21 protein-coding genes are annotated in these 22446 nt (G+C 72.7%); 11 read left to right on the top strand and 10 right to left on the bottom strand.

Annotation, left to right across the window (positions count from 1 at the left end; all coding sequences use genetic code 11):
• Positions 1 to 110 precede the first annotated feature (110 nt).
• Positions 111 to 863 carry a bifunctional DNA primase/polymerase gene (locus ACZ7MX_RS20455; RefSeq protein WP_472134045.1) on the top strand — a complete coding sequence of 251 codons (753 nt, stop codon included), beginning with the start codon at positions 111 to 113 and terminating at the stop codon, positions 861 to 863.
• A gap of 119 nt (positions 864 to 982) precedes the next feature.
• On the opposite strand, the gene ACZ7MX_RS20450 is transcribed toward ACZ7MX_RS20455, so the two are convergent.
• The 4 genes from ACZ7MX_RS20450 to efeO form a co-directional block, all read right to left on the bottom strand.
• Positions 983 to 1912 (bottom strand): SCO2278 family lipoprotein, encoded by a 930-nt coding sequence (locus ACZ7MX_RS20450; protein WP_472134534.1) that lies wholly within the window; start codon positions 1910 to 1912, stop codon positions 983 to 985.
• Positions 1845 to 2837 carry an iron uptake transporter permease EfeU gene (gene efeU, locus ACZ7MX_RS20445; RefSeq protein ID WP_472134044.1) on the bottom strand — a complete coding sequence of 331 codons (993 nt, stop codon included), beginning with the start codon at positions 2835 to 2837 and terminating at the stop codon, positions 1845 to 1847. The genes ACZ7MX_RS20450 and efeU overlap by 68 nt, the downstream gene beginning before the upstream one ends.
• A gap of 67 nt (positions 2838 to 2904) precedes the next feature.
• Complete coding sequence (gene efeB, locus ACZ7MX_RS20440) at positions 2905 to 4239, bottom strand: iron uptake transporter deferrochelatase/peroxidase subunit (RefSeq protein ID WP_472134043.1); 1335 nt, start codon at positions 4237 to 4239, stop codon at positions 2905 to 2907.
• A 46-nt stretch (positions 4240 to 4285) separates the two neighbouring features.
• Entirely contained in the window at positions 4286 to 5437 is a 1152-nt protein-coding gene (gene efeO / locus ACZ7MX_RS20435) for an iron uptake system protein EfeO (RefSeq protein ID WP_472134041.1), read from the bottom strand.
• Positions 5438 to 5870: 433 nt separating this feature from the next.
• On the opposite strand from efeO, the gene ACZ7MX_RS20430 reads away from it, so the two are divergent.
• Positions 5871 to 6536 carry a PhzF family phenazine biosynthesis protein gene (locus tag ACZ7MX_RS20430; protein ID WP_472134040.1) on the top strand — a complete coding sequence of 222 codons (666 nt, stop codon included), beginning with the start codon at positions 5871 to 5873 and terminating at the stop codon, positions 6534 to 6536.
• 30 nt (positions 6537 to 6566) lie between these two features.
• On the opposite strand, the gene ACZ7MX_RS20425 is transcribed toward ACZ7MX_RS20430, so the two are convergent.
• Positions 6567 to 7274, bottom strand: a complete 708-nt coding sequence (locus ACZ7MX_RS20425; protein ID WP_472134039.1) for a biliverdin-producing heme oxygenase — start codon at positions 7272 to 7274, stop codon at positions 6567 to 6569.
• A 171-nt stretch (positions 7275 to 7445) separates the two neighbouring features.
• Positions 7446 to 8303 (bottom strand): type I methionyl aminopeptidase, encoded by an 858-nt coding sequence (gene map / locus ACZ7MX_RS20420; protein WP_472134038.1) that lies wholly within the window; start codon positions 8301 to 8303, stop codon positions 7446 to 7448.
• 66 nt (positions 8304 to 8369) lie between these two features.
• On the opposite strand from map, the gene ACZ7MX_RS20415 reads away from it, so the two are divergent.
• Positions 8370 to 8603, top strand: a complete 234-nt coding sequence (locus ACZ7MX_RS20415) for a hypothetical protein (RefSeq protein WP_472134036.1) — start codon at positions 8370 to 8372, stop codon at positions 8601 to 8603.
• A 27-nt stretch (positions 8604 to 8630) separates the two neighbouring features.
• Here ACZ7MX_RS20415 and ACZ7MX_RS20410 read toward each other — a convergent pair whose 3' ends face one another.
• From ACZ7MX_RS20410 to ACZ7MX_RS20400, 3 genes are all read right to left on the bottom strand, one after another.
• Complete coding sequence (locus tag ACZ7MX_RS20410; RefSeq protein WP_472134034.1) at positions 8631 to 9977, bottom strand: MFS transporter; 1347 nt, start codon at positions 9975 to 9977, stop codon at positions 8631 to 8633.
• Positions 9978 to 10094: 117 nt separating this feature from the next.
• Entirely contained in the window at positions 10095 to 10784 is a 690-nt protein-coding gene (locus ACZ7MX_RS20405) for a hypothetical protein (RefSeq protein WP_472134032.1), read from the bottom strand.
• Between the two features lie 42 nt (positions 10785 to 10826).
• On the bottom strand, positions 10827 to 11828 hold the full coding sequence (locus tag ACZ7MX_RS20400; RefSeq protein WP_472134532.1) for a dihydrodipicolinate synthase family protein: 1002 nt from the start codon (positions 11826 to 11828) through the stop codon (positions 10827 to 10829).
• 196 nt (positions 11829 to 12024) lie between these two features.
• Between ACZ7MX_RS20400 and ACZ7MX_RS20395 the strand changes: the two genes are divergently transcribed.
• The 7 genes from ACZ7MX_RS20395 (at position 12025) to ACZ7MX_RS20365 (ending at position 18081) form a co-directional block, all read left to right on the top strand.
• Positions 12025 to 12708, top strand: a complete 684-nt coding sequence (locus tag ACZ7MX_RS20395; RefSeq protein ID WP_362136161.1) for a FadR/GntR family transcriptional regulator — start codon at positions 12025 to 12027, stop codon at positions 12706 to 12708.
• Between the two features lie 209 nt (positions 12709 to 12917).
• Positions 12918 to 13202: a hypothetical protein gene (locus ACZ7MX_RS20390; protein WP_472134030.1), complete on the top strand. Its 285-nt coding sequence runs from the start codon at positions 12918 to 12920 to the stop codon at positions 13200 to 13202.
• Complete coding sequence (locus tag ACZ7MX_RS20385) at positions 13199 to 14548, top strand: ABC transporter substrate-binding protein (protein ID WP_472134028.1); 1350 nt, start codon at positions 13199 to 13201, stop codon at positions 14546 to 14548. Before ACZ7MX_RS20390 ends, ACZ7MX_RS20385 begins: the two co-directional genes overlap by 4 nt.
• The gene (locus ACZ7MX_RS20380) at positions 14545 to 15531 is read left to right on the top strand and encodes a carbohydrate ABC transporter permease (protein WP_472134026.1); all 987 of its coding nucleotides are present in this window, start codon (positions 14545 to 14547) and stop codon (positions 15529 to 15531) included. The genes ACZ7MX_RS20385 and ACZ7MX_RS20380 overlap by 4 nt, the downstream gene beginning before the upstream one ends.
• Positions 15528 to 16421: a carbohydrate ABC transporter permease gene (locus tag ACZ7MX_RS20375; protein WP_472134024.1), complete on the top strand. Its 894-nt coding sequence runs from the start codon at positions 15528 to 15530 to the stop codon at positions 16419 to 16421. The genes ACZ7MX_RS20380 and ACZ7MX_RS20375 overlap by 4 nt, the downstream gene beginning before the upstream one ends.
• Positions 16422 to 16463: 42 nt before the next feature.
• Positions 16464 to 17195: an NADPH-dependent F420 reductase gene (npdG, locus tag ACZ7MX_RS20370; RefSeq protein ID WP_472134022.1), complete on the top strand. Its 732-nt coding sequence runs from the start codon at positions 16464 to 16466 to the stop codon at positions 17193 to 17195.
• 694 nt (positions 17196 to 17889) lie between these two features.
• Entirely contained in the window at positions 17890 to 18081 is a 192-nt protein-coding gene (locus tag ACZ7MX_RS20365; protein ID WP_030814415.1) for a hypothetical protein, read from the top strand.
• Position 18082: 1 nt separating this feature from the next.
• Here ACZ7MX_RS20365 and ACZ7MX_RS20360 read toward each other — a convergent pair whose 3' ends face one another.
• The gene (locus tag ACZ7MX_RS20360) at positions 18083 to 18868 is read right to left on the bottom strand and encodes a site-2 protease family protein (protein WP_472134020.1); all 786 of its coding nucleotides are present in this window, start codon (positions 18866 to 18868) and stop codon (positions 18083 to 18085) included.
• 149 nt (positions 18869 to 19017) lie between these two features.
• On the opposite strand from ACZ7MX_RS20360, the gene ACZ7MX_RS20355 reads away from it, so the two are divergent.
• A complete protein-coding gene (locus tag ACZ7MX_RS20355; RefSeq protein WP_472134018.1) occupies positions 19018 to 22428 on the top strand; it encodes an AfsR/SARP family transcriptional regulator in 3411 nt (1136 codons plus the stop codon).
• The last annotated feature ends 18 nt before the right edge of the window (positions 22429 to 22446 follow it).

Genomic DNA, 22446 nt, shown 5'->3' with positions numbered 1-22446 from the left:
ATGCCGGTATTCGCACCCCTTCTGTTCACCCCGGATCCGCACACCGGTCACCCCGGGCGCAGGATGGTGGCAGCATTGATCCCAGACCACCGCTCGAAGTGAGGGGATAGATGGAACGCAAGAGCAGGTTCTCCCAGTGGCTGCGCCGGCCGAAGAGCGGATCGGACGGCGGCGATACGGACACGGGATCGGTTGCCGCGCGCGGCCGCGAGGACCTGCTGCTGGCCGCGGCCGATGCGGGCTTCCCGATCGCCCCGGCGGCGCACCCCTCCGGCTACGGCTGTTCCTGTGAGCGCATCGGCTGTCCCACCCCCGGACGCCACCCCATCTCCTTCGGCTGGCAGACCGTCGCCACCACCGACCGCGACAAGGTCGCCGCCTGGGTCCGGACCCTCCCGCAGGCCAACTTCATCACCGCCACCGGCATCGCCCACGACGTCCTGGACGTGCCCGTCGAGGCCGGCCGCAGCGCCCTCGGACGACTGGAGGCGGCCGGCATCGAGGTCGGCCCGATCACCCTCAGCGGCGGCGGCTTCGGCGACGGCCGGATGCTGTTCTTCACCGCTACCCGCGGCACCCCGGACGACGAGGACGAGTGGTGGCCCTGCGAGCTGGACTGCCACCCCGAGACCATGGACGAGCATCCCGGCCTGCGCTGGCACTGCCGCGGCAGCTACGTCCTCCTGCCGCCCTCGACCCTCCCCGGCGACCAGCCCGCGGTGACCTGGCTGCGCGGCCCGGAACTCCCGCTGCCCGACCCGCTGACGCTGCTCGCCTCGCTCACCGACGCCTGCGCCGAGTTCAACGAGCGCGCCGACGGCGAGCACTACCACGAGACCGCGGCCTGGCCGATCAGCCACTGACCGCCGCCGCGCCTGCACCTTCACGACCCCGCCGTACGGGCAAGGGGCCGCCGGAAACCTCCCGGCGGCCCCTTGCCCGTATCGCGTGCCGCGGATCCGACGTCCGGCTCCCGGCCGGCCTACAGCGGCTTGACCGACGTCTTGGCCTCGCGCCGGTTCAGCACCGTGATCTTGCCCCCGGAGCCCTTCGCCGGCACCGTCACCGCCTGCGCGGAGACGGTGGTGAAGGCCATCTTGTTGGTCTTCTTCGTCGGCCCGTCCATCAGGCCCTGCAGCTGGGCCGGCACCGTGATCACCGACCCGGTGGAGACCGTCTTCTGCTGGTGGTAGAAGGTCGCGAAGAACACCAGCGCGCCGCCGTCCGTGGTCCGCAGCGCCACCGGCGGGTAGCCGGCCGCGGTGTCCTCCCACAGGATGCGGGCGCCCGGCTGGTTGGTGTCCCGCGCGCGCCGGGCCCGCCAGCCGTCGGTGTTCGGGCCGGACGCGAAGGCGCTGCCCTTGCCGGTGTTGAGGTAGTCGGCGTAGGTCCGGCTCAGCTTGCCCGGGTCGACCGTCAGCCCGGACTTCGCGCCGGCCGGCACCGCCTCGGCGAAGCCGTCCTGGTCCGTCTTCAGCTCCGGCGCCTTGTTGCCGGCGAACTCCGCCAGGTAGACCGCCCGCCACTTCTCCTTGAGGCCGTTGCGGCTGAACACCAGGAACCAGCGGCTGTACGAACCGTCGGCCGCCTTGCGGTTGCTGGCCGCGTCGGCGATGAAGTACTTCGGCCAGCCCGCCTGCTTGGGGACCGTGAAGTGCGCGTCCTTGAACGCCAGGGCCGGGTAGGCCGGGTCGCCCTGCGGCTTCAGCGCGTGCGCCGCCTTTATCCCCGCCTGGTCGAGGGCGAGCAGTGCGCCGCCCTCGAACGAGGGGTTGAGCTCCGGATCGAGCTGCCGCTTGGCCTTGTTGAAGCCGGCCGCGAAGCGCTGCAGCGCCTTGGCGCCGTCAGCCTTCGTCACCGCCGGCAGCATCTCCCGCTCGCCGTGCACCGTCATGCAGCCGCTCAGTATCACCAGCGCCGTCGCTGCTGACGTCACTGTTGCGGGCACCCGGAACGGCGACCTGCGTGTCATGGGGCTCGGGCTCCTTCGGGGCGACCGGGGCGGGCGCGGTGGCCGCCGGGGTGGCACGATTCGGCGCCACCCTACCGGGGGCGAGGAAGAGGCCGAGCGTGGGGATCAGATAGAGAGCCCACACCGTGACCTGGAGGACGGTCGGGTCCGGCTGGAAGTTGAAGATGCCCTTCAGCAGGGTGCCGTACCAGCTGTCGGCCGGGATCTGCGCGCTGATGTCGAACGCCTGCGAGCCCAGCCCGGGCAGCACGGCCGCCTCCTGAAGGTCGTGGAAGCCGTACGCCAGCACGCCCGCCGCGACCACGACCAGCATCCCGCCGGTCCAGGTGAAGAACTTCGCGAGGTTGATCCGCACCGCACCGCGGTAGAACAGCCAGCCCAGCACCACGGCGGTCGCCAGCCCCAGCAGCGCCCCGACCAGCGGCCGTACGCCGTCGTTGGCGGACTGCGCGGCGGTCCAGATGAACAGCGCGGTCTCCAGGCCCTCCCGGCCCACCGACAGGAACGCGGTGACCACCAGCGCGACGGTGCCCATCTGCAGCGCCGCGTCCAGCTTGCCGTGCAGTTCCTTCTTCAGGTGCCGCGCGGTGCGCCGCATCCAGAAGACCATCCACGTCACCAGGCCCACCGCGATGATCGACAGCGAACCGCCGAGCGCCTCCTGCGCCTTGAACGTCAGCGTCTCCGAGCCGAACTGCAGCGCCGCCCCGAACGCGAACGACAGCACCACGGCGAGCGCGATGCCGAGCCAGACCGGGCGCAGCGCCTCCCGCCGGCCGGTCTTGACCAGGTAGGCGATGAGGATGCACACGACGAGGCTGGCCTCCAGCCCCTCGCGCAGTCCGATCAGGTAGTTGCCGAACACGCCGGTCCCTTCCCTTCCTTCATACGGCCGCCCGTTGTGGACGGCGATCTCGTCGGTGGTGGCGGTGTCAGGCGAACAGTCCCCGGCCCCACCAGTCGTCCGCCTTCCGGACGCCCGGCGGGACTGCGAAGACCGCGGAACCCACGTGCTGGATGTACTCGTTGAGCGCGTCGTTCTGCGACAGCTTCTGCTGCAGCGGCACGAATCCGTGCCGTACGTCGCGCTGGTAGGCGAGAAAGAACAGTCCGGCGTCCAGCCGGCCCAGTCCGTCCGTGCCGTCGGTGAAGGAGTAGCCGCGGCGCAGGATGCGGATCCCGCCGTTGGACTCGGGGTGCGCGAGCCGGACGTGCGCCGTCGGCAGCATCGACTTCAGGTGCGGCTCGTCGCGCTCGTTCTTCCGGCCGACCGGGGCGCCCTCGCCCTTGTTCCGGCCGAAGATGTCCTCCTGCTCCTTGAGCGAGGTGCGGTCCCAGGTCTCGATGTGCATGCGTATGCGGCGCGCGACGAGGTACGAACCGCCCGCCATCCAGCCGGCCTTGCCCTTCTCGTCCCCGTCGCCGACCCACACGTGCTTGTCCAGCGCGGCGGTGTCGGTGCCCGCGATGTTCCGGGTGCCGTCCTTGAAGCCCATCATGTTGCGCGGCGTCTGGGCGTCCGGCGTCGTCGAGGACGTCTTGCCGAAGCCGAGCTGCGACCAGCGGATGGCGATCTTGCCGAAGCCGATCCGGGCGAGGTTGCGGATGGCGTGCACCGCCACCTGCGGGTCGTCCGCGCACGCCTGGACGCACAGGTCGCCGCCGCTGCGGGACTTGTCGAGGTTGTCGCCGGGGAACTGCGGCAGATCGATCAGTGCCGCGGGCCGCCGGTCCTTGATGCCGAACCGGTCCTTGCCGTCCTTCTCGAACAGCGTCGGGCCGATGCCGAAGGTGAGGGTGAGCCGGGACGGCGGCAGACCGAGCGCCTCACCGGTGTCGTCCGGCGGCGCCTCCGCCAGCCCGCCGACCGCGCCGTCACCGACCGCGTCACCGGCCGTCATCCGCGCGGCGGCCTTCGTCCACTCCTTGAGCAGGGCGATCAGCTCGTCGCGGTCGTCGGTGGTGACGTCGAACGCGGCGAAGTGCAGCCGGTCCTGGACGGCGGTGGCGATGCCTGCCTGGTGCGGGCCGTGGAAGGCCACCGCGGCGCCCGCGGTGGCGTCCGCGCCGGCCGGCGCCACGTCGTTGCCGGCCCGCAGCGCCGCGGCCGTACCGCCGGCCGCCACCGCGCCGAGCGCCAGCCCCGCACCGCCCCAGCCGAGCAGCGAACGCCGGGACGGCGCCCGCCCGCCGGCGGCCTGCCCGTCCGCGGGGGCCCCGGCGGCCGCGCCGGTCGCCTCGGTCGCCTCGTCCGTCTTGTCTGCCATACCGTCCTCGTCCTGCGTCATCCTGATCCCCTGCCCCGGCGGCGGACTACTTGGCGGTGGCCACGGCTGCGGCCAGCTTCGACAGCGGCTCGGCCAGCGCGTTGACGCCGTCCGAGAGCTTCTTGCGGTCGCCCTTGCCGACCGTGTCGTACGAGACGAACCCGTCGGTGGACTTGTCGTCACGGTGGTCGTCGAGCAGCGCGCGGATCGCCGCGAACTGCTTGTCCAGCTCCTTGGCCAGCGCCGGCTCGTTCTTGACGACGACCGGCTTGAGCAGCTGGTACGCCTTCTCGGCGCCCTCGACGTTGCCCTGGAAGTCGACCAGGTCGGTGTGGCTGTAGCGCTCTTCCTCACCGGTGACCTTGCCGGTGGCGACCTCGTCGAGCAGCTCCTTGGCGCCGTTGGCCATGCTGGTCGGGGTGATCTCGGCCTTGCCGACCCGCTTCTGCCAGTCCTTGAGGTCGGTGATCAGCTGGTCGGCCAGCTTCTTGTCGTCCCCGGAGATCTTCTTCTCCTCCCACAGGGACTTCTCCAGCTTGTGCCAGCCGGTCCACTTCTTGCCGTCGGGGAGACCGTCGGCCCGCACGTCGACCTTGGGGTCGATGTCGCCGAAGGACTCGGCGACCGGCTCGGTGCGCTCCCAGCCGATCCGGGACAGCGCATAGGCATTCTTCGCGGCCTCCAGGTCGCCGCCCTTGACGGCGTCGGCGAACTTCTGGGCCTTCGGCAGGGTCTGGTCGGCCTGCTCCTGGACGTAGCTGCGGTACGCGGCGACCGCGGCGTCCAGCTTGGGGTCATGCTTGGCGGCCGCGCTCTTGCCGCTGACCGTCACCTTCTGCCGGATGCCCTTGCCCTTCATGCCCGGCTTGCAGGCTATTTCGTACGAACCGGCCTTGATCTCCGCGGTGATCTCGGCGTTGGTGCCGGGGCCGATGTTCTCCCGCTCGGTCACGATCCGGTCGCCCGGGGCGTAGACGTAGACCTCGGTGACCTGGGAGCCCTTGTTCTCCACCGAGAACTGCACGTGCCCGGCCGGGAACTCCTTGGTCGACAGCTCGCAGCTGGAGTCGGTCGCGGTCACCTTGACCGCGCCCTTGCCGCCTCCCTTGCCGTCGTTCTTCGCGGCGCAGCCGGCGACGGCGGTGACGGCCGTGGCCGCGGCGAGGGCGGCGACGGCGGAGGAGCGAAGGGCTCGCATACGGGGCTCCAAGCGGGCTAGGACGAAGAAACTGTGCACAGGAACGGTAAACAATGGCCGGAGCCACCACTAAGGCGCCCCTAACTTATCTGAGGCTTACCTATTTCTGCCCGCCCTGTCCAGTGAGCCCGCTCTCATACGCAACGGCCCCATCACGGATTGGCCCGCCGCACATCACGGAACGGTCATGCGCCGGTCAAGGTAAGGGCCCACTGTCGAGACGGCCTGTGACCGGGGCTTTTCGGCCCTCGTCACCCGCGGGGCGATGATCCCGCCCCGCATTAATTAGGTTAGCCTTACCTGAGTAATCATCCCTGGGGGTGCTCCATGACGCCGTTCCCGCCGACCGTGACCCGCGCCCGCGTGCTCTGCGCCGGACTGCGCCGGACCCTGGTCCGCGCGGTCTCGCCCGGCCCCGCGGTTCAATGTGCCGATGACCGCATACGACGTACTCCGGGTGTTCTGCGGACCGGACGGAGCCGGGGGCAATGAACTGGCGGTGGTGCGGAACGGGGCCGCGCTCCCCGGTCCCGCCGCACGCGCCGCCCTCGCCGCCCGGCTCGGCTTCAGCGAAACCGTCTTCCTCGACGACCCCGACCGGGGCACCGTCGACATCCACACCCCGAGCGTCCGGCTCCCGTTCGCCGGGCATCCGCTCGTCGGTCTCGCCTGGCTCCTGCGCGAACAGGGCCGGCCGCCGCGCACCCTCAACCCGCCGGCCGGCGAGGTCGCGGTGAGCTTCGAGGACGACCTCACCTGGGTCCGCGGCCGCCCGGAATGGGTGCCGCCGCGCCGCACCGAACGCCTCGCCTCGGTCGCCGAGGTCGACGCCCTGCCCGCCCCGCCGCCGGGGGAGGGCTGGCTCTACGCCTGGGCCTGGCAGGACGAACCCGCCGGCGTGGTCCGCGCCCGCGGCTTCCCGCGCCGCGGCGACACCATCGCCGAGGACGAGGCCACCGGCGCCGCCGCCATGCTCCTCACCCACCAGCTGGCCCGCCCCTTGACGATCCATCAGGGAGCCGCGTCGCAGATCTTCACCCGGATCCATCCGGACGGCACCCTCGCCGTCGGCGGCCGGGTGCGACGCCCGGCGGCGTAACCGCCCGCCGCCGCCCGCCCGTTGCCCTTCCTACGCGCTGAGCGGGAACTCCTCACCCAGTGCGTGGAAGACCGCGCCGTTCAGGCGGAAGGCGCGGCGGCACTCCTCGACCACCCGCTGCTTCTCGACCTCGTCCACCGGCAGCGCGTCCAGCAGGGCGCGGTAACTGCGCTTGAAGGCGGCGGGGTTGGCGATGTGCTCGAAGACGTAGAAGCGCACGCCGTCGCCCTTGCGCGCGAAACCCCAGGTCTTCTCGGCGGTGCCGCGGATGATCTGGCCGCCGGAGAGGTCACCGAGGTAGCGGGTGTAGTGGTGCGCCACATAGCCGGCCGGCCAGGTGCGGGCGCATTCCGTGACGCGGGCGGCGTAGGCGGCGGTGGCCGGCAGCGGCCGCAGGCCCGTGCGCCAGGACGGGCCGCCGAGATGGGCGAGATCGCGTTCCAGCTCGGGGGTGCGGGTCAGTTCGGGACGGAGGAACGGGCCCGCCACCGGGTCGCCGGCGAGCGCCCCGGTGGCGTCCTCCAGCGCGCGGTAGACGAACCACAGCTGCTCGGTGTAGCGCCGGTACGCCGTGACGCCGAGCCTGCCGCCGAGGAGGTCGCTCATGAACGAGGAGTTCTCGGCCTCGGTGTGCTGCGCGTGGGACGCGGTCCGGATCACCGTCGAGAACGGGGTGGCCGGAGTGCGCGGGGCGGGCGCGACGGGCGAGGTGCGCGGGGCCGGGCTGGACGGTTCCATGACGGACCTCCGGGGCCGAGGGGCGCGAACGGCCGGCAGATTTACCGACTCGGTGTCGGTAAATCAGTGTAGGGGCGTTTCCGACGCGCTGTCGGTAAAAATTCTGCCAGGCCCGTGCCCCGGGCGCGAGGCGGCCACGGACCGGGGCCGCCCCGCCCGCCGGGCCCGTGGTCAGGGAAGGGTGAGGATCTCCGCGCCGGTCTCGGTGACCACCAGGGTGTGCTCGAACTGCGCGGTCCGCTTGCGGTCCTTGGTGACCACGGTCCAGCCGTCCGCCCACATGTCGTACTCGTGCGTCCCCAGCGTCAGCATCGGCTCGATGGTGAACGTCATGCCGGGCTTGATGTCGGTGGTGTGGTGCGGGCTGTCGTAGTGCGGAACGATCAGACCGGAGTGGAACGACGAGTTGATGCCGTGACCGGTGAAGTCACGGACCACGCCGTAGCCGAAGCGCTTGGCGTAGGACTCGATGACCCGGCCGATGATGTTGATCTGACGGCCGGGCTTGACCGCCTTGATCGCGCGGTTGAGCGCCTCCTGCGTGCGCTCGACCAGCAGCCGGGACTCCTCGTCCACCTCACCGCACAGGTAGGTGGCGTTGTTGTCGCCGTGCACACCGTGGATGTACGCGGTCACGTCCAGGTTCACGATGTCGCCGTCCTTGAGGACGGTGGAGTCCGGGATGCCGTGGCAGATGACCTCGTTGAGTGAGGAGCACAGCGACTTGGGGAAACCGCGGTAGCCGAGCGTGGACGGGTAGGCACCGTGGTCGCACATGAACTCGTGCGCCACCCGGTCCAGTTCGTCGGTCGTCACACCGGGCTGGATGTGCTTGGCGGCCTCCGCCATCGCCTGCGCGGCGATCCGGCCGGCGATCCGCATCTTCTCGATCGTTTCGGCGTCCTGCACCTCCGGCCCGGTGTACGGCGTGGGCGCGTCCTTCCCGACGTACTCGGGGCGCCGGATCGAGGCGGGGACGGGACGGGTGGGGGAGATCTTCCCCGGGACAAGAAGCGACTGGCCAGACATGCCAGCGAGTGTATCCGCGGCCCGTCGGGCAGGATGGTGGCACGGAGCACCCCACAGGAGGCGGCGATGGCGCTCTTCAAAAGGCGGACGGTCGGAAAGCCGGGCGAGTGGTTCTACTGCCTCAAGCACGGCACGGTCGAGGAGGGCCCCCAGTGCCGCGCCGCCGACCGCTTCGGCCCCTACGGCACCCGCGAGGAGGCCGCGCACGCCATGGAGACCGCCCGCGAGCGGAACCTGGAGTGGGAGACCGACCCCAAGTGGCACGACACGGCCAAGGGCGGGGACCGCGAGGAGGACTGACCGGCCGGTCCTCCAGGTGGCGAGCCGCTAGGCGGTGAGGGCCTCGCCGGTCCCGGGGGCGGCCGGGGCGGCGGCCCGGCGCTCCCGCATGCGGCGGGCGTGCTCGTCGGTCCGCGCGTCATACCCCATCAGCTTCGGCAGGCCCAGCGCGAGCAGCCCGACCCCGGCGAAGCACAGCAGACCGCCCAGTGACACCGAGGCCCGCACACCGGTCAGGGCCGCCATCCCTCCGACGCGGACCTGGCCCAGCTGGGGGCCCGCCGAATACGACAGCAGCTCGATGCCGGCCAGCCGGCCGCGCAGCTCGTCGGGGATGGTCTGGTTCCACAGCGCCGAGCGGAAGATGCCGCTGATCATGTCGCAGGAGCCGGCCAGCGTGAGGCACAGCAGCACCAGCCAGACGTTGCGCAGCTGCCCGGCCGCCGCGACGGCCAGCGCCCAGCCGGCCGCCGCCAGCGCGATCGCCCGCCCCTGCCGGTGGATCCGCGAGGTCCAGCCGCTGGTCAGGCTGACCAGACAGGAGCCGGCCGGCAGCGCCGCGTACATCAGGCCCAGCGCCCAGGGCGCGTGCAGCTCGTCGGCGAGGAACGGGAAGATCGCCAGCGGGAAGGCGAAGAGCATCGCGGTGAGGTCGATCGCGTAGGTGCCGAGCAGCTCCTTGCGGGACCAGGCGTAGCGCGCGCCCTCGGCGATCGCGCGCAGGGACGGCTTCTCGGCGTCGTGCGCGGCGGGCGACGGGGCCAGCCGCACGGAGAGCAGCAGCGAGCCGGCGTAGGTGGCCGCGTCGACGCCGTACGCCCAGGACGGGCCGGCCCAGGCGAGCAGCCCGCCGGCCAGCGCCGGGCCGGCGATCGCACCGACCTGCCAGCGCAACGAGTTGAGCGCGGCGGCCGCGGCGAGCTGGTCGTGCCCGACGATCCGCGGCACGATCGCGTCCAGCGCGGGCCGCTGCAGCCCCGTCAGCGCACTGGACGCCGCCGCGCTCGCATAGAGCGGCCAGACCGCTGGATGCGGCAGCAGGCTGTTGACCAGCAGGCCCACCGCGATCAGGCCCAGCGCGGCCTCGCTCCCCACGATCATCCGGCGGCGGTCCACGGCGTCGGCCAGCGCACCGCCGTAGAGCCCGAAGACGATCAGCGGGACCAGCTCCACCGCGCCCAGCGCCCCGACCGCGACGGTGGAACCGGTCAGCTGCTTGAGCTGGAGCGGCAGTGCCACGAACGTCAGGAAGCTGCCGAAGACCGTGATCGCGCCGGCGCACCACATCAGCCGGAAGTCGCGCGAGGACCGCCAGGGGGCGAGGTCCGGCAGCAGGGAGGCGAGCCGCCGCCGGGGTGCCGGCGCGGGCGGGGGTGGGGGGTCCTCGGTGGTCACGAGGGTTCATCGTGCGGGGCGGGAAGCGGGCCCGCAAAGGGTTTTCGGCGGTGGAGCGGGTGGTCGCACGGGCCGGCCCACGGAGGGCGGAGGACGCGCCCTCTCCTCCCCGCCCCGCTACCAGCGCGGTGGTGGGGGAGCGGTCAGTTCGTCGGCGAGCCGGGCCAGGCGGTCCCGGAAGCGGCGGCGGCCGCGGGGCGCGGGCAGGCTGTTCTCACCGGCGGCCGCGCTCACCAGGTGCTGGACCGTATCGAGATCGAGGCCCTGGGAGGCGATGTCCTCGGGATCGGGACCGGTGCCGGTGCAGGTGCCGGGGGCGCCGTCGGGACTGCCGCCGGGGGTGCCGTCGGGCGGGGGCGCCGACGCGGTCAGGGCGTCGTGCGCGAGCGCGTGCAGATCGCGGTCGCCGCCGTCCAGGGCGAGCACCGTGGCGCCGTTGCGGCGGGCGTCGTGCACCCGTTCCAGCAGCTCGGCGCCCGGCTGCCCCGGCGCGACGACCAGCAGTGTCTCGCCCCGCCCGGCCGCGGCCAGCCGGCCCGGCCCGACGGCCAGATGGGCCGGGGCGCCGGCGGGAACGCGGTGCCGCACCAGGGTCGGCGACAGCTCCGGCAGCCCCGACCAGGCGGCCTCGTCGTCCAGATGGGCGGCCAGATGCCAGGGCTCGTACCCGGCGCCGCCGACCAGCAGCAGTCCGCCGCCGTGCGGGGCGACGGCGGTGCGCAGCGACCCGGCGAACCGCCGGGTGGCCTGGATCCACTCGGTCCCGGCGAGCACCTCACGCAGCAGGGCGACCCGTACGGCATCCATGGCCCGGATCCTGCCGCAGCGCCCCGGAACCCGGTTGTTCCTTCACCCGATGTCACCCGTACGGACCACCGGCTCCAGACCGGCGGCCGTCAGCCGACGTCCTACCTCCCGGACCGACTCCTCGCTCAACGGCAGCTGGGGGAAGGCGGTGGTGCCGTGCTCGATGACGCCCAGGAGCCGCAGTGCCGCCTTGAACGCGCCGAGCGCCGAGGAGCTGCGGCCCATCGCGGCCTCCGGGCCGGCGTCGACCATCCCGAACAGCGCGACCAGGCGCTCCTGTTCGGCGGCCGCGCGCTCCCAGTCGCCGGCCCGCGCCGCCTCGTAGAGGCGTACGTAACCGGCCGGATCGACGTTGCCCAGCCCCGGGACGACGCCGTCCGCGCCCGCCAGCAGGGCGCCGTCCACGGTCAGTTCGGAGCCGGTGAGGAGGGTGAAGCCGGGGGCCGGGCCGGTGTGCCGGCCGGTGCGGCCGCCGAGTGCGACGAGCAGCCGGCGCAGCGCTCCCTCGTCGCCGCTGCTGTCCTTCAGCCCGGCCAGCGTGCCGTCCTCGGCCAGCTCGCGTACCACGGTGGGGGTGAGCCTGCTGGGCACGGCCATCGGGATGTCGTAGGCGAACAGCGGGCGGTCCACGGCCGCGCGCAGATGGCGGAAGTGGGCGGCGATCTCCCGGGGGTGGGTGCGGGTGTAGAAGGGCGCGGTGGCGACCAGGGCGTCGGCACCGAGCGCGGCGGCGGCGCGGGCGTGGTCCAGGACGCGGGGGGTGGTGGTGTCGATGACGCCGGCGAGGACCGGGACCCGGCCGTCCGCGGCCTTGAGGACGGTCTCCAGGGCGGTGGCCCGTTGGTCGTCGGTGAGGTACGCGACCTCGCCGGTGGAGCCGAGGGCGAAGAGTCCGTGCACCCCGGCGGCGAGGAGGTGGTGCACCAGGCGCGTCAGGGAGGCGGTGTCCACCTCGCCCCGCCGGTCGAGCGGGGTGCAGAGCGGGGGAATCACGCCGTGAAGAGGGCTGCGGAGGGGGCCGTGGAGGGGCGTGGGCAGGGCCATGGCGGGCTCCGGGTGGTCGTGACACACATAGGACATGGGATGTCCTATGTCAGAGCACAATAGACCTGATCACAGGCGGTCGGAAGGATCCGCAGGCCCCGGCGGGGGCGGGCGGGAGGGAAGTCCCCCTGCTCCCCAAGAGCAGGGGGGAGGCCCGGCGGCGCGGCAGCGGTGCGTGCGGGAGAGGGAGAACGCCATGGCACGAGGGACGATGGCCGAGGAAGTGCAGGGGCGGATCAAGCAGTTGATCCTGCGCCGCAGACTGGTCCCGGGCGATCCGCTGCCCACCGAGGCCGAACTGGTCGACCTGCTCGACGTCAGCCGCAACTCGGTGCGCGAGGCGCTCAAGGCGCTGCAGGCCATGCGCATCGTCGAGATCCGGCACGGCTTCGGCACCTACGTCGGCCCGCTCACCCTGGAGCCGTTCGTCGAGGGCGTCGCCTTCCGCGCCGCGGTCCGCCACCACCAGGGCGAGCCGAGCCTGTACGAGCTGATGGAGGTCCGCGAGGCGCTGGAGGCCGGGCTGATCGCCGCCGTCGCCCGCCGGCTGCCCGCCGAGGACCTCACCGTCCTCAAGGGCCTGGTGCAGCGGATGGCGGAAGAGGCGCGCGGCGGCATGGTGCAGAGCGCCACCGACCGGGCCTTCCACCTCGCCCTGTACCGCTCGATGGGCAACCACCTGCTCAGCGAGGTGCTGGACGCCTTCTGGGCGGCGCTGCGCCGGGTGCGCGAGGACCTCTCCGACGACCGCCCGGACCCGGAGCTGACCTACCGTCAGCACAAGGAGATCGTCGACGCGCTGGAGGCCGGCGACGGCGACCGCGCCGTGGAGGCCATGCACCGGCACTTCGACGGCATCCGGCGCCGGCTGGCCGAGTAGCGGAGGGCGCGGGCCCGGCCCAGTGGTGCGGGCGGGCGACGCGGGGCCCCGCCCCGGGCCCGCCCGTTCACCGCGATGTCACGCCCCGTCAGCCGCCCCGTTGCCGATACCGAAAAGCGTCATGTGCGCTGCCTTGACGGTCAGTTGGGCGCTCCCTATGGTCCCCAGGACAAGGGACATCCTACGTCCTTGCCCTCTGGGGGTGACCCATGGCGTACGAGAGCTCGGTGCCGTACCGGGCCGGGACCGAGCGGTACACCAGCTTCCGGATCCCCGCTGTCCCGCCCGCCGACGGCCGCCGCGTAGGGCTCCGGCACAGCGACGACGACGGCGCGCCCTGGAACCCGCCCCGCGACCTCACCGACCAGGTCGAACGCCTGATGACCCGGCGCGCGCAGGACCAGGACACCGCCGCACCGCTCCACGAGACCGGCGGCCGCAGCGCGCACCCGACGATCACCTTCCGCCGCATCCCCGTGGAGGAGCCGGCATGACCAACCCCGTGCCCCATCTGCCCCGTACGCCCCGCAGAACGGTCCTCGGCGGGGCGGCCGCGCTCGCCGCCGGTCTCGCGCTCGCCGGCTGCGGCGACGGCGGGGACGGCGACGCCGACGCGCCCCGGCAGCGCAAGAAGGGCCAGAAGATCACGCTGACCTTCTGGTCCTGGGTGCCGGGCATCGACAAACCCGTCGACCTGTGGAACCGCAAGAACCCCGACGTCCAGATCAAGGTCGAGAAGGTGTCGGCCGTCAACGGCGAGCAGTACGCCAAGATGCACGCCGCCATCAAGGCCGGCAACCCGCCCGACCTCGGCCAGATCGAGTTCCCCGTCGTCCCCAGCTTTCTGCTCGACAACGGACTGCTCGACCTCGCCCCGCTCGGCGCCGCCCGCCACAAGGACAAGTTCTTCGGCTGGCAGTGGCAGCAGTCCGTCTTCGGCAAGGGCATCTACGCCATCCCGCAGGCCTCCGGCCCGATGGGCCTGTTCGTCCGCCAGGACCTCTTCGACACGTGGGACCTGAAGGCTCCCGGGACGTGGGACGAGTACGAGGCCGCCGCCAAGGTGATCCGCAAGAAGGGCGCCTGGATCGAGACCTTCGCCCCCACCAACGGCAACCGCTTCGCCGGCCTCGCCTGGCAGGCCGGCGCCAAGTGGTACGCGACCCACGGCGACACCTGGATCGTGCACATCGACGACGAACCCACCCGCCGGGTCGCCGACTACTGGGAGTCCCTGGTCAAGCAGAAGCTCGTCAAGACCATCCCGGACCGCCAGAACGCCTGGTACAAGGACCTCCAGACCGGCGCCATCGCCGCCTGGGTCGGCGCCAGTTGGGGCGACGCCCTGCTGGTCGGCAACGCACCGGGCACCAAGGGGAAATGGCGGGCCGCGCCGCTGCCCCAATGGAAGGCCGGCGACCGGGTCTTCGCCAACTGGGGCGGCTCCACCACCGCCGTCTTCGCCAAGGCGAGCTACCCCAAGGACGCCCTCGACTTCGCCGTCTGGCTCAACACCGACCCCGCCTCGATCGCCCTCCTGATCGCCGGCGGCTACGGCTTCCCCAGCGCCAAGCAGGGCTACGCCACCGACGCCCTCGACGCCGACCGGGCCTTCTTCGGCGGCCAGGCGTACAGCAAGGTCTTCGCCGACGCCGGTGCGCACGTCGACACCAGCTGGCGGTGGGGCCCCGGCGTGGACACCCTCTACCAGCGGCTCGGCGACGCCTTCACCGACGCCCTCGCCGACGGCAGCTCGTTCCGCGCAGCCCTCACCAAGGTGCAGCGCCAGACGCTGTCCGACCTCCAGGGCAAGGGCCTGAAGGTGGAGAGCGGCGGGTGAGCCGGGACACCCTCCACCACACCGCGCCGGACACCGCCCGGCGGCCGGACCCGCCCGGCCGCCGCCGGCGTCGGATCTCCCGCACCGAGGCCCGCAACGCCCGCGCCGCCGCCGGCTTCGTCCTGCCCTTCCTCGCCCTCTTCGGCCTCTGCTTCGTCGCGCCCATCGTCTACGCCGTCCAGCAGAGCCTGCACCGCACCGAACGCACCGGCCCGCTCGGCCTCGGCGGCCACGAACACGAGGCGTTCGCCGGCCTCGCCAACTACGCGCACGCCCTCGCCGACGAGCGGTTCCTGGCCGGCTTCGGCCGGGTGCTGCTCTTCGGCGCCGTACAGATCCCGCTGATGATCGCCCTCGCCACCGCCCTCGCCCTGCTCCTGGAGAGCGCCGGCGCCCGCGGCATCGCCTTCTTCCGCAGCGCCTTCTTCCTGCCCTACGGCGTGCCCGGCGTGATCGCCTCGATCCTCTGGGGCTTCCTCTACGTCCCCGGCATCAGCCCGCTGGTGAAGATCGCCGACGCGGCCGGCTGGGACGTCGACTTCCTCTCCCGCGGCACCGTCCTGTGGTCCATCGCCAACATCGTCACCTGGCAGTTCACCGGCTACAACATGCTGGTCCTGATCGCCCAGCTGAAGTCCGTACCCGGCGAGCTGTACGAGGCGGCCCGGATCGACGGCGCCTCCGCCTGGCAGGTCGCCCGGCACATCAAGCTCCCGCTCATCCGGCCCGCGCTCGTCCTCACCACCGTCTTCAGCATGATCGGCACCCTCCAGCTGTTCGCCGAGCCGATGGTGCTGCGCCCGCTCGCCTCGTCCATCGACTCCGGCTTCACCCCCAACCTGCACGCCTACAGCGAGGCGTTCGTCGGCAACAACCCGCACGTGGCGGCGGCCGAGGCGGTGCTGCTCGCGCTGGTGGCATGCGTGCTGTCGTTCGGCTTCCTGCGGCTGGTCGGCGGGCGGACGAAGGAGCGACGCCGATGACCCGCCCCACCGCCCGCCCCCGGCCCACCGTCCGCACCCGGACGACCCTGCCGCCCGTCCGCCACCGGATCATCACCGCCTCCCTGCTGACCGTCGCCGCGCTGTACTTCCTGGTGCCCGTCTACTGGCTGGTCGTCTCCACCACCAAGAACAGCGCCGAACTCTTCGGCACCTTCGGCTTCTGGTTCGCCGGCCACCCCGACCCCCTCGGCCACCTCGCCGACGTCCTCACCTACGACCACGGCATCTACGCCCGCTGGTTCGCCAACTCCCTGCTCTACGCCGGGATCGGCGCGGTCTGCGCCACCCTGCTGTCCGCCGCGGCCGGCTACGCGCTGGCCACATTCCCGTTCCCCGGCCGGGAGGCGGTCTTCAACCTCGTCCTCGCCGGCGTCCTCATCCCCGGCACCGCGCTCGCCCTCCCGCTCTACTTCCTCTTCAGCGCGATGGGCCTGGCCGACACCTACTGGGCGGTGCTGATCCCGAGCGTGGTCAGCCCGTTCGGCGTCTACCTCTGCCGGATCTACGCGACCGCCGCGGTCCCCGACTCGCTGCTGGAGGCGGCCCGGATCGACGGCGCGGGAGAGGCCCGGATCTTCGCGGGCGTGGGCCTGCGGCTGATGACCCCGGCACTGGTCACCGTCTTCCTCTTCCAGTTCGTCCACATCTGGAACAACTATTTCCTGCCGCTGGTCATGCTCTCCGACTCCGACCTCTACCCGATCCAGCTGGGCCTGACCAGCTGGACCGGCTACGCGGACCGGCAGCCGGTGCTCTACCAGTACACGGTGGGCGGCGCGTTCCTCTCCGTGGTGCCGCTGATGGTGCTGATGACCGTCCTGCAGCGGTACTGGCGCACGGGGCTGACGGAGGGCAGCGTCAAGGCGTGACCGCGCCGTGGTGGGCCGTAACGGCGTGGCAGGATCGCTGTCATGACTACTCCTGACGATGCGCTGTCCCCGAACGCCGCGACCCGCGCGAAGGCCGCCCTGCGGCGCGACCCCTGGGACCTCCCGGACGTCTCCGGTCTCGTGGTCGGCGTCCTCGGCGGCACCGGCGACCAGGGCCGCGGCCTGGCCTACCGGCTCGGCCGGGCCGGCCAGAAGGTGATCATCGGATCCCGGGCCGAGGAGCGCGCCCGGACCGCCGCCGAGGAACTCGGCCTCGGCATCGAGGGCGCCGAGAACGCCGAATGCGCCCGCCGCAGCGACATCGTGATCATCGCCGTGCCGTGGGAGGGCCACGCCAAGACGCTCCAGGCCCTGCGCGAGCCGCTGGCCGGCAAGCTCGTGATCGACTGCGTCAACCCGCTGGGCTTCGACAAGAAGGGCGCCTACGCGCTGAAGCCGGAGGAAGGCAGCGCGGCCGAGCAGGCCGCCGCGCTGCTGCCGGAGTCCCGGGTCACCGCGGCCTTCCACCACCTGTCCGCGGTGCTGCTCCAGGACCCCGAGGTCGAGCAGATCGACACCGACGTGATGGTCCTCGGCGAGTCCCGCGCCGACACGGACCTGGTCCAGGCCCTGGCCGCCCGCATCCCCGGCATGCGCGGCGTCTTCGCGGGCCGCCTGCGCAATGCGCACCAGGTGGAGTCCCTGGTGGCCAACCTGATCTCGATGAACCGCCGCTACAAGGCGCATGCGGGGGTCCGTGTTACGGACATTTGATCCCCCCACGTACTTGGCCGTCCCGCCGTGGGGGTTGTTCGCCGTTGCGCTTTGCGGCGCCCCGCACGTGGCTGTCTGCGGCGCCGCGGGTGTTGTTCGCCGTTGCGCCTGCGGCGGGCTGGGTTTGTTGTGGGTGCGGTGACGGGCCTCCGGGGCCGGTTGTGTGGACTGCTGACGCTTTACGTCCACACAACCGGCCCCTCCGGCCCGTCCCCTCCCGTGGGGGGGAGTGTGCGGGTGGGTGGGGGCGTGCGTCGTTGCCCGCGCACCTGGTGTCATGTGGTCTTGGGAATGCCTCGCCCAGCCTGTTGGGTTGTGGCCCCGCAGGGGGCCCTCTCAACCCTTACGGGTTCTGTTCGACCATCCCGTAGGGGTAGCCAGGCCCCCTTGCATGCCTCAACGTCCACCCCCACACACCGCATTCCCCTCCCCACAACGGGAGGGGACGGGCCGGAGGGGCCTTGTTCGTGGACGTAAAGCGTCAGCAGTCCACGAACAAGGCCCCGGAGGCCCGTCACCGCACCCGACACCCACCCAGCCCGCCGCAGGCGCAACGGCGACCAAGCCCCGCGGCGGGAGAGACGGGTACGTGCGGGGGCGCCGCAAAGCGCAACGGCGAGATGCCCCGCGGCGGGACGGCCAGCTACGTGGGGGACACTAGAAGGAACCGTTACCCCCGACAGGAGCCGATCTCATGCCCCGCCTCGCTCTCATGGCCCTTGCCGTCTGCGTTCTTGCCGTTGCCGCTGCCGTCGTTTCCTTCGTGGAGGGCAGCTTCGTGGGGATCGTGTGGGTGTTGCTGGCCGGTATTTCCAGCAACATGGCGTGGTTCTACGTGCGCAAGGCCAAGATCGAGCGGGAGCAGCAGGCCGCGACCTCCGGCTGAGTCAGGGGAGCTGCTGGCCCTGCCAGAAGCGGAAGAGTTCCTGGCCGAAGTAGGTGTCGACGCGGGATACGCCCAGGCCGCGCAGGACCGTGTCCACCAGGCCGAAGAATGCCTGGTTGACCTCGGGGAGCCACAGCAGGGCGAAGACCGCCAGCAGGCCGAAGACCGCGTACGGCTCGATCTGGCGGCGCAGTGCCGGAGGCAGCCAGGGCTCGATCACGCCGTAGCCGTCCAGGCCGGGGACCGGCAGGAAGTTCAGGATCGTCGCGGTCACCTGGAGCAGGGCGAGGAACGCCAGGGCGAAGCGGAACGCGGTGGGGACGCCGGTGAGGCCGTCCAGCCAGAACGGGGCCGTGCAGACCACCGCGAAGGCGGCGTTGGTCAGGGGGCCGGCCGCCGAGATCAGGCTGTGCCGCCAGCGGCCGCGGATGCGGGCGTCCTCGATGTAGACCGCGCCGCCCGGCAGGCCGATGCCGTTCACGATCAGGAAGATCAGCGGCAGGATGATGCTGAGCAGGACATGGGTGTATTTGAGGGGATTCAGGGTGAGATAGCCCCTGGCCTCCACCGAGATGTCGCCGCTGTGCCACGCGATACGGGCGTGTGCGTACTCGTGCAGGCAGAGCGAGACCAGCCAGCCGGACGTGACGAACGCGAAGACCGCGACGCCGGTGTGCGTGCCGAGCGTTCCCTTCCAGACGGCCCAGCCGGACACCGCGAGGACGGCGACGAGCGCGAGGAAGACCGGGCTGATGCGCCGGTCGGCGCGCCGGATGGCGGTGGTCATGGTGCGGGCTCCCGGGGACGGTCTCGGCAGGGGCAGCCCCGACCGTAACCGCGCCGGGGCCGACCGCGCACGGCTGCGGCAGTGGCCGGTCGTCGCCCGGAACGGAAACTCGGTGCAAAGCGGCCGCCGCCCTGAACGACAATGGGCCGGTGCGCTATGGAATTCTCGGCACCGCCCAGGCCGACCGACCCGACGGCACCCCCGTGGCCCTCGGCGGCGCCCGCCTGCGCGCGCTGCTCACCGCCCTCGCCCTGCGTCCGGGCCGGGCGCTGCCGTCCGAGGCGCTGATCGCCGACATCTGGGGCATGGATCCGCCCGCCGACGCGCCCGGGGCGCTGCAGGCGCTGGTCGGACGGCTGCGGCGGGCCCTCGGGCACGCCGCGATCGCCTCGGTCGACGGCGGCTACCGGCTGTGCGCCGAGCCCGACGCCGTCGACCTGCACCGCTTCGAGCGGCTCACCGCGGACGGCGGCCGGGCGCTCGCCGACGCCGATCCGGGCCGGGCCGCCGACCTGCTGGACGAGGCGCTGGCGCTGTGGCGCGGCCCGGCACTCGCCGACCTGCCGGACGCCGGTGCCGAGGCGGCCCGCGCGGACAGCCGCCGGCTGGACGCCCAGCGCACCCGCCTCGCCGCCGACCTCGCCCTCGGCCGGGCCGACCGGGCGCTGCCCGCCCTGCTCGCGCTGTGCCGGGAGCACCCCCTCGACGAGCCCCTCCAGGCCCTGCGACTGCGGGCGTTGCGCGCCGCGGGACGTACCGCGGAGGCCCTGGCCGCCTACGAGGAGATACGCACCGGCCTCGCCGACCGCCTCGGCGCCGACCCGGGCCCGGAACTGCGGGCCCTGCACGCGGAGCTGCTGCGGCTCGGTGCGGACGAGCCGGTCACGGCCGTGGAGGAGGCCCCGGTGCCGCCGTCCCGGCCCGCCGGGCGCGGGCCCGGCAACCTCCGTGCCCGGCTCACCTCGTTCGTCGGCCGGGACGCCGACCTGGCGGCGCTCCGGTCCGATCTGGCCGAGCACCGGCTGGTGACCCTGCTGGGCCCGGGCGGGGCGGGCAAGACCCGGCTGTCGCAGGAGGGCGCGGAGAGCGCCGCCGCGGCCCGGCCGGGAGCCTGGCCGCACGGCGTGTGGCTGGCCGAGCTGGCACCGGTGGACGATCCGCAGACCGTGCCGGAGGCGGTACTGACCGCGCTGGGCGCCCGCGAGACCGTCGTCCGCGGCACCACCGCCGAGGGCCTGCGGGCCGCCGCCGACCCGACCGCCCTGGACCCGCTCGGCCGGCTCGCCGAGCACTGCGCGGGACGCCGGATGCTGCTGGTCCTGGACAACTGCGAGCATGTGATCGGTGCCGCCGCCGCGCTCGCCGAGCGGCTGCTGGCCGACTGCCCGGGCGTCACCGTCCTGGCCACCAGCCGCGAGCCGCTGGCCGTACCGGGCGAGGTGCTGCGGCCGGTCGAGCCGCTGCCGGACCCGGTCGCGCTGCGGCTGCTGGCCGACCGGGGCGCCGCCGCCCGCCCCGGCTTCCGGATCGACGACGACGTCGCGGCCTGCACCGAGATCTGCCGCCGGCTGGACGGTCTGCCGCTCGCCATCGAACTCGCCGCCGCCCGGCTCCGGCTGCTCACCCCCCGCCAGCTGGCCGACCGGCTCGACGACCGCTTCCGGCTGCTGACCAGCGGCAGCCGGACCGTACTGCCCCGCCAGCAGACCCTGCGCGCGGTGGTCGACTGGTCCTGGGACCTCACCGACGAGCCCGAACGGGCCGTGCTGCGCCGGCTGTCCGTCTTCGCCGGCGGCTGCGACCTGGCCGCCGCGGAGGAGGTCTGCGCGGGCGACGGCGTCGAGGAGTACGAGGTCGCCGGGCTGCTGGGGTCGCTGATCGACAAGTCGCTGGTGGTGGCCGCGCCGGCCGACCAGGGGCGCGGCGTCGACCGCTCCGGTGAGCAGGCTCTCCCCTCCTCCGGCGGAGCCGAGAGCCCGGGCAACGGTGCCTGGGCCGGAAACCAGATGCGCTACCGGCTGCTGGAGACGGTGGGGGAGTACGCCGCGGAGCGGCTGGACGAGGCGGGGGAACGGGCCGGTGCCGAGCGCCGGCACCTCGTCGCCTACCGCGAACTGGCCCGCACCACCGACCCGTTGCTGCGCGGCCCCGGCCAGGGCGCGGCCATGGAGCGGCTGGAACTGGAACACGACAACCTGCGCACCGCGCTGCGCCGGGCGATCGCGGCCGGGGACGAACACGAGGCGCTGTGCCTGGTGCTGTCCCTGCAGTGGTTCTGGTCGCTGCGCGACCACCGCAGCGACGCCCGCCACTGGGCCACCGCGGCCGGCGAGCTCGGCCCCAACCCCTTCCTGGCCCCCGTCGAACCGGCCCCCGCCCTGCACCGGCGCCCCATCGACACCCCGCCGCCGATGTCCCCCGAGCAACTGGCCGAGGCCCGCCGCGAGGTCCACCTGGTCGCGCTGACCAGCCTGGACAGCGACATCGAGGCGCTGCGCAACCCGGAGATGCAGCAGGAGCTGGCCGGAGTGCTCGCCGCCTACCACCCCGAACTGCCGCAGACCTGCAAGGTGCCCGGTGTGATGTGGTACTTCGCGGTGCTGCTCACCGGGCGGTTCGACGAACTGGCGGAGCTGATCGACGGCGCGGTGGCGGCCTGCCGCGCCCACGGCTACGAATGGGAGCTGGCCTACGTCCTGCAGATGCGCTCCAAGATCTTCAACGACCGGCCCGGCGGACTGGCCCAGGCGTCCCGCGACGCCGACGAGGCACTGCGGATATTCCGCGCCGCCGGGGACGCCTGGGGCGCGGCCGAGGCACTGTCCGGGCGCGGCGAGTCCCACGAGAAGCGGGGGGAGTACGAACTCGCGGCGCGCGACTACCGGGCGGCGATGGTGCACGCCGAGGAGTTGGGTGCGCACGGCCAGACCCTGCTGCTGCGCTGCCGGCTGGGTGCCGTGCTGATCGAGGCCGGCCAGGCGGAGCCCGGGGAGCGGATGCTGCGCGAGGTGCTGGCCGAGGCCGCGAAGGGCAGCAGCGGCCGGGACACCGAGCCGTTCGCCCGGCTGACCCTCGCCATGTGGCTGTCGGTGAGCGGGCGGCCGCAGGAGGCGCGGGCCGAACTCCACACCGTGCAGGAGATGTTCGTGCCGCGCGCCCCGGACCTCTTCGCCGGCGTCGTGGAGTCCTCGCTGATCTCGCTGGACATCGAGGAGGGCCGCACCGAAGACCTGCTGCCGCGCTTCCGGGAAGCCCTTGCGCTGATGCAGGACGAGCTGACCCATATGGTCGCCCCCGACCTGCCGGTGATCCAGCTCCTGACCGGCGCACGGGTGCTGATGGCCGTACGGGGCGACGAGGCGGCGGGCCGGGACGCGGCGCGGCTGGTCGGGGCGTACGACGCACTGCGGGCCATCGGCCATGTGCCGACCCTGGTCATCCGCGACGAGCGGGCCCGCACCGAGGAGGCGGCGCGAAAGCTGCTGAACGACGACGCCTACGCGCGCGCCTACGCCGAAGGCGGTGGCCTCTCCCTCGAAGAGGCCACCGCCCTCATCTGACGCGAGCCGGGCGGAGGC

The organism is Streptomyces sp. NPDC107765 (genome assembly GCF_055657085.1).
This window is presented reverse-complemented; position numbering and strand designations above follow the sequence as displayed.